Genomic DNA, 6,957 nt, shown 5'->3' with positions numbered 1-6,957 from the left:
TTAGTTATTAGTGAAATAATAACCATATTATATCACAAAGAAAACATATGTTCTATTTTCTTGGGTATACTTTTTTTATGTTAGTTAATAAGAATGATTTACCTCTGATAACTTAGGTAAGTTATTTTATATCGCTTAAGTATTTTTCAAACTCACAATAGGGATTACTAAAGGCTTGAATGTTTGTATTTTTCTGAAATAAGCAAGGTGAATCAAATCGGGAATAATTATAAAGTGCAAAAATAATAGAGTTTATAATTGATTGAAAATAAAGAGTATTATCATGACGATGTTTTGGTCCTACTAGGTACTTTGGAAAACGTTAACTTTCTGTTGGAGATTACGAGTAATTTGGCTTTCATCTTGCTGCACTAGCTTCGAGAGGTATATCTTGGTATCGATCAGATAAATGAAGTAGGAAAAACTTATATTAGCTATGGTGAGCTGAAAGAAACTATAGATAACCTACATTGACTATTACAACATACAAAAAATAAAAGATAAACTAGTTTGGATGAGTCCAGTAGAATACCGAATAAGTCGTAAAGCCACATAAAAGAAATTGCGAAGTGGATTTTTCACTTCGCAATAAAGTTTAACCTTTAGGGGTTACCTCAGATTTTTTACGACTGTTTTGTATTATTTGATTTTTAGTGTCCGTTCCAGCGCCAATCGCTGTACTTTCATCGTAGCGGTTCGCGGGATTTCATCATAGGCCATGATGATCGGTTCACTCAGATGCGGTAAGTCGGAAATTTTCTCCCACCAGAGATCCCAGTTCATTGATTTGCCTTCGTGAACGGCAATGATCGGCTGAGGGCTGCCGTCTTTTCCGCGAATAATGACCACCTCATCTAAGAAAGTCAGTTCATCCAGCAACTTATCCTCGATGGCAAGTGTGCTCTCAATTTTGTCCACCAGGTCGACTTGCCGGTCTAAAAGCGACAGAATGCCCCACCGATTTTTAACGCCAAAGTCGCCGCTATCCCACCATTTTCCATAGACATTTTCGCGGAAACGTGCGTCCTCTTTGTAGTACGTCAGCGCGCGACCTTTGGAAAACATTTGAATATTTCCGCTTTCTCCAGCTTTCACGGGATTTGCCTGATCATCTACAATACGCGCTTTCGTCAGACCCGGCATTCCCACACCCATCGCCCGCGCATTCGTATGTTGCAGGCTTTTTCGGGTATGGAAGCGCAGAATCATCGGCCCGCACTCACTTTGCCCATAGACTTGTAGGAAAACAGGGTGTTTGTGGACGGAGGTACGCAGAAATTGCGCCATCGTTTCTTTATTGATCGCATCAAACGTGGAATGATAATATTTGACGCTGGAAAAAACATCCGGCTGCTCGCGAGCAATCGAAGCCCACTGAACGAAGTGGTTCGGGTGTGTTTCCACAACTGTCGGCCGGAACTCCTTCATCACACGAATGACATTGTCTTCTTGGGGATTTGCAATCGGAAAAAGCGGAAATCCTTTCGCCATTAAAGAGGAGATGCCAATGTTAAAACGAGAGTGTACGGGCGAAATATGAAAAGCGACCAGTTCCTTTTTGCGAATCAAGCTAAGAATATTCTTCTGCCATTTTGTCCGCCAGCCCATCGATTCGGCGGAGTGAGCAATCAGTTTTGGCACACCAGTTGTCCCGGAAGTATGCGTCATATAGGAAATCTCATCGAGCGCCAAAAATTGCTGCTCTGCCGTTTCAGTGAAAGGGACGAGATTCAGCTGGCTTGCATCAATGCGCTTATTTGGGTCCAGTTTTTGAAGTTGAAAAGTTTTCTCAGCCGTTTCAAAATCATATAGCAGCCAAGGATTTCCTAGGCGTTCTACAAGAATATCCATCGTTTCAACCGGTAGATGGGGCGAAATCATGGCAGGAATTGCGCCTACATAGGAGAGGGCGACTGCGAGCATATATGTATCAAACTTTGCCGATTTATAAACAACGATCTTGTCTCCTTTTCGAACGCCAGAAGCATAGAGCTCACTTGCGCGCCTGACGATCGCTGCTTCACACTCTGAATAAGAGGACTTGAGCGGCAGTTCAGGAAAAGCACCCGTCGGCTCATCAAAAAGAATCAGCTGTTGCGGGAATTTTTCCGTGGCTTCTTTGAAATTTGAGTAGAGATTGAGGGGTTGGTACTTATTGAAAAAGGACAAAATAGTTCACTCCTTACTTTTAATGAAGTCATTATAACATTTGTGTCAATAATCACCAATATTTCTTGTGATCTAAGATGATTTTGTATGAACTTGTATATATTTCCGCAAAAAATAACCCCTAAAGCGTGCAGTAGCTTCAGGGGTAAGACTGTTTTTTAATGTGATTTGACCTCTTTAGGCAATCTGAGCACCAACAGCAAACATACGGCGAGTAGCGCTAAATTGACATACATGCCCATTTGCAAGCTATGAGAAAATGCCGCTGCTTGTGAAGATGCATCCGTACTTCCTAAAGTATGAAAAAAGACAGAGCCAATAATGGCAATTCCGAATGACGAGCCGATCCGCTGCGCGGTATTAAACATGCCGCTTGCCCCGCCGCGTTCAGGCCCTGTGACCGTTGAAAGAGTGAAATTATTCAGCGGTGAAATCACCATGCCGCTGCCAGCCCCCGCAATGAAAAGTGGCACCACGGTCAGCCAAGGCGAGAAGGCACCATCATGCAGCCTGAAAACGAGCGCTGTAGAGCCGAGACCGATCATCACACAGACGATACCCAAGCTGAGCAGGCGTCGTCCGAGTTTGGGCATGAAACGATAACTATTTGAAGCAAGTAGAATACTGCCGACTGCAAACGGACTAACCGCAAGCCCCGAAATAATCGCCGAACGTCCGAAACCCGTCTGCCATGTCAGCGAAAGCACAAAGAAAATGCTGGTAAACGCCGCAAAATAGACCATCGATAGCAGCATTCCAGAAACAAAAGCCTGATTTTTGAGCAAAATTGGTGAGATTAGCGGTTTATTGCCACGTTTCTCCTGCCGCACACTCCAAAAATACAACGCGATGAATAATGGCAGGGAAAGCAGCATCAAGCCGAGATCTGACCAGCCAAAATCGCTTGAGCCATGTGCGATTAGTGGATATAGCAGAAGTAAAAGGGCTACAGTCAGCATACCGACACCCGGTAAATCGAAGCCGACTTTCTCTTTTGGTGCGATTCGTTTAGGCAAAAAGAGCGCCGCCAGAATAAATGTCACCAGAACGAACGGCACGTTGACAAAAAACACTGCCCGCCAGCCGTTATCAGCTCCGAATGCTTCGATTAGCAGCCCACCAGTCAGCGGCCCAATTGCAGTGGCGACGCCGATGACTGCCCCAAGTATGCCAAAAACTTTTCCAAGCTCTCGCCCTGAAAAAATATCCATAATGGACGCATTGATTTGTGGGAAAAATAGTCCGGCCGAAAGCCCCTGCACGACCCGCGAAACGATCAGACTTTTCTCTGACTGCGCAAAACCAGCCGTAATGCTCATCAAAAGAAAGATCGTTATCCCGATCAGATAGAGATTTTTGCGGCCGAATTTATCCCCCAGTCGACCCGCCAGAATCAAAACGACCCCGAATGCCAGCGCATAGCCGGAAATAACCCATTCAATCGATTCACTGGAAGCATGAAGCGATTTCGTAATATCAGGCAGTGCCACATTGACGATCGTAGTGTCCAGCAATGAAATAAAAGCACCCAGCATAATAGAGATGAGTGCCCATTTGTTTCTAGTTTGTTCGTTTGTCACTTAAATTTGCCCCTTTCAGCTCTTCTGTGAACAGTGAGAAGAAAGCAGGATAGCGCGCGAGCATCGCCTGATTGACCGAATAGACATGTGCTGTCCCGTCTTTACGGACAGTAATTAAGTCGGCCTCCTTTAGCAGCTTGATGTGGTGGGACATGGTCGATTTGGAGATTTGATACGTATCCCCCTGCACACGCTTTTCCGGTGTTTTCATGAGACAACGAAAAATATCAAGACGAGTCGGGTCGCTAAGCGCTTGAAATAATTTTAAAATAGGATCATTCACATCAGTTTTCATATTTCTATGATAGCACAAATTGATTGTTTGCCTAAAGAAAAGAACTGTGCTAAAGTATGATAGTTCGATTATTTTCGAACAAATTGATCAGCAGAAAACGCTGCAAAGTGGAAAGGAAGAAAGCAGATGTATCAAAATAATGACTTCGCGGATATCTTAAAGAACCGCCGTTCGATCCGTGTTTATGATGAAAACAGTAAAATCAGTCAGGAGGAAATGCAAGCGATTCTGGCAGATGCTGTCCGCGCCCCATCTTCTGTCAACATGCAGCCGTGGCGCTTCGTCGTGGTAGAATCCGAAGCCGGCAAAGAAAAGCTCCGTCCGCTGATTCGTTTTAATACACGTCAAAATGACACTTCTTCGGCGATGATCATCATTTTTGGCGATTTGAACAGTTTTGATAATGGGGAAAAAATTTATGGAACGGCTGTCGAAAAAGGCTTGATGCCGCAAGAAGTCAAAGATCAGCAGATGGCAGCACTTGGCAACTACTATGCGAGTACACCAAAAGAAGAGCTGCGCCGTGTTGCCCTTATTGATGGTGGACTGGTGGCCATGCAGTTGATGCTTGTAGCACGTGCTTACGGCTATGACACCAACCCGATCGGCGGCTTTGAACGCGCTGAGACTGCTGCTGCATTTGATATGGATCCGGAACGTTATGAACCTGTGATGATTGTTTCAATCGGCAAAGCGAAAGAAGCCGGTTATGAATCCGTTCGACTTGCGCCAGAGGATATTGCTCGATTTGAATAAAATAACCGTCCGTTCTTTCGAGAGCGGGCGTTTTTTTTGTGAAAAAAAATAAGCGAAGGTTCACAATATGTTCACAAAATAAATTCGAATAAGTGCTGATAAAAGAAAAAGTTGAATTGAAAGAGTAGTAAGATTATTTTAATTGAGTATGTATTGAAAATTACATGTAAAATAATTTATAAACAGAGGTGTAATGGTGAGAAAACGTACGATGGTTATAATGAGTGTGCTACTTTTGACGGTTTGTTCAGGCGTTTTTCTTCTTCCTAGGTTCTATGCGGCATTTAATCAGGTGGATGATTTAACTGTGCAAACTAGTCAGGAGACAGTTCAACAAGGGGGAAATCTTACAGTTACTGTGCAGGATCAATTGGAAACGGACACCAAAGTGACATTGCCGCTTCCAGAGGGGCTGACGTATCAAAATACATATAGCGGCAATGCGAGTGTGACCTATGATGCCGCAAATCAGCAAATCGTGATTGACTGGTTGGAAGGACAGGAGAAACAAGTGCAGATAACGTTGCTGGCGGAGACAAGCGGTACATATTCGCTGCAAGCTTCGACGATTCGGGAGGATAATCATGTGGAGTCTGCGCCTGCTTCCGTGACGGTAGAGGTAGCAAGCGAGCCAACAACGGAAGATTCTGCAACATCCGATTCAAGTGTAACAGATGGCTCCGCAGTTTCTGATGAAGAGCAAGCAGCCGAGCAAACTGAACCGGAAGCATCTACTGATGAGTCAACACCAAGCACCAAAGAGTCATCTCTTCAAACGGATAACGACCAGCTTCAAGAAACCAGTAAGACTTTTAACGATTGGTTTCCTGATGATAATTTAGCTAAAGCAGTGGCGGATGAGATGAAGAAACAACCAACAGACACGGTGACGGAGACACAATTGGCTACAATCAGTGCCTTGGGTTGTTCGAATATGAGCATTTCTAGCATGAACGGACTGGAATATTTAACAGGATTGAGGTTTCTGTCTTGTTCTCAAAATAATTTGAGTGAACTGAACGTCAGTCAAAATACCAATTTGATACGCCTGAATTGTGGATTTAACAACCTGAGTGAACTGAACGTCAGCCAAAATCCCTATTTGGAAGATCTGTCTTGCTATGGAAATAACTTGGGTGAACTGGATATTAGCCAAAATCTCAATTTGGTAGAGCTGGAGTGCAATAATAACAGCCTAAGCTCACTGGATGTGAGTAAAAATATCAATTTAACAACCCTGACTTGCTATTATAATAACCTGAGCTCGCTGGATTTGAGTCAAAATCCCAGTTTGACAAATCTGTCTTGCGAGTTTAATCATTTGCTCGATTTCAGTTCTGCTCCTGATATTTTATATAACTTCTACGGATTGGGACAAACCCGCACATTACCAGAACAAGTTCTCACAACCAATACACTTACCATCCCGGTGGATGAAAGCATTAAAGATGAAAAGGGTAATACAATGAATATCCTGCCAAGTAATGGAGGTATCTATGACGTAGAAACGAATACAATCACTTGGACGGGGTTAGATAGCACGGGGACAGTTAGTTACAGTTTCACCTCGACCAGCGGCCATTGTGGGGGTGTGGTGACGGTGCCGTACGAAGCCACGGTTAATCTCGCTTGTGATGATGAGATCACGTATGTTCAAGGGACCGCGAAGACGGCGGATGATTTTTTGACGGACATTCATGCCACAACTAATGAGGGCTGGACGTTAGCCAGTGATTTTGCGACAGTGGTCAATATGAGCCAACCGGGCGATTATTCAGTGACTGTAACAGCGAAAGATCAGAACCTTGAGAATGAGACGAGTAAAACGGTGACTGTCCATGTCATTCCTTATACACTACAATTCAACACAGCCCCAACCGACATCACGTTTCAGATAAGCGCGGTAGAAGAGGGACCAAAAGTCATTCCGCGAGAAGAAGCAGATCTGTACAGCTTTGGCGTGGAGGATACGCGTGCCGCAGATGCGCATTGGAGTGTGACGGCGCGCATTGATGAGCCACTGAAGAATACAGACGGCGACACACTTGACAACGCGCTCGTCTACAAAAAAGATGGGCAAGAAACGATTTTAACACCAGGAAATGCGGTCGAAATCGCGAACGCGGATGATCTGACAAAAGATGATGCCCAATTTGA

6 protein-coding genes are annotated in these 6,957 nt (G+C 44.2%); 3 read left to right on the top strand and 3 right to left on the bottom strand.

All coding sequences use genetic code 11. The features are described from left to right. Positions 1-460: 460 nt before the first annotated feature. Positions 461-556, top strand: a complete 96-nt coding sequence (locus CS921_RS15925) for an IS3 family transposase (RefSeq protein WP_420843764.1) — start codon at positions 461-463, stop codon at positions 554-556. A gap of 83 nt (positions 557-639) precedes the next feature. Here CS921_RS15925 and CS921_RS15275 read toward each other — a convergent pair whose 3' ends face one another. From CS921_RS15275 to CS921_RS15265, 3 genes are all read right to left on the bottom strand, one after another. Then, positions 640-2,169 (bottom strand): AMP-binding protein, encoded by a 1,530-nt coding sequence (locus tag CS921_RS15275; RefSeq protein ID WP_099225404.1) that lies wholly within the window; start codon positions 2,167-2,169, stop codon positions 640-642. Between the two features lie 158 nt (positions 2,170-2,327). Continuing rightward, complete coding sequence (locus tag CS921_RS15270) at positions 2,328-3,704, bottom strand: MFS transporter (protein WP_099225406.1); 1,377 nt, start codon at positions 3,702-3,704, stop codon at positions 2,328-2,330. Between the two features lie 25 nt (positions 3,705-3,729). Next, positions 3,730-4,044 carry an ArsR/SmtB family transcription factor gene (locus tag CS921_RS15265; protein ID WP_099225402.1) on the bottom strand — a complete coding sequence of 105 codons (315 nt, stop codon included), beginning with the start codon at positions 4,042-4,044 and terminating at the stop codon, positions 3,730-3,732. Between the two features lie 126 nt (positions 4,045-4,170). Here CS921_RS15265 and CS921_RS15260 point away from each other — a divergent pair, with 126 nt between their 5' ends. Next, positions 4,171-4,800, top strand: a complete 630-nt coding sequence (locus CS921_RS15260; protein WP_099225400.1) for a nitroreductase family protein — start codon at positions 4,171-4,173, stop codon at positions 4,798-4,800. A gap of 196 nt (positions 4,801-4,996) precedes the next feature. Next, on the top strand, positions 4,997-6,957 hold a 1,961-nt coding region (locus CS921_RS15255; RefSeq protein WP_162921803.1), incomplete at its 3' end, for an adhesive domain-containing protein.

Source organism: Listeria costaricensis (assembly GCF_900183385.1).
Lineage (GTDB): Bacteria > Bacillota > Bacilli > Lactobacillales > Listeriaceae > Listeria > Listeria costaricensis.
Note: the sequence above shows the minus strand (reverse complement) of the source record. Positions and strands in the feature narration are given on the sequence as shown.

Bases quoted from the DNA above. Each gene is read 5' to 3' on its own strand.
- CS921_RS15265 (WP_099225402.1), bottom strand. From the start codon at position 4,044: ATGAAAACTGATGTGAATGATCCTATTTTAAAATTATTTCAAGCGCTT.
- CS921_RS15260 (WP_099225400.1), top strand. From the start codon at position 4,171: ATGTATCAAAATAATGACTTCGCGGATATCTTAAAGAACCGCCGTTCG.
- CS921_RS15270 (WP_099225406.1), bottom strand. From the start codon at position 3,704: ATGCTGGGTGCTTTTATTTCATTGCTGGACACTACGATCGTCAATGTG.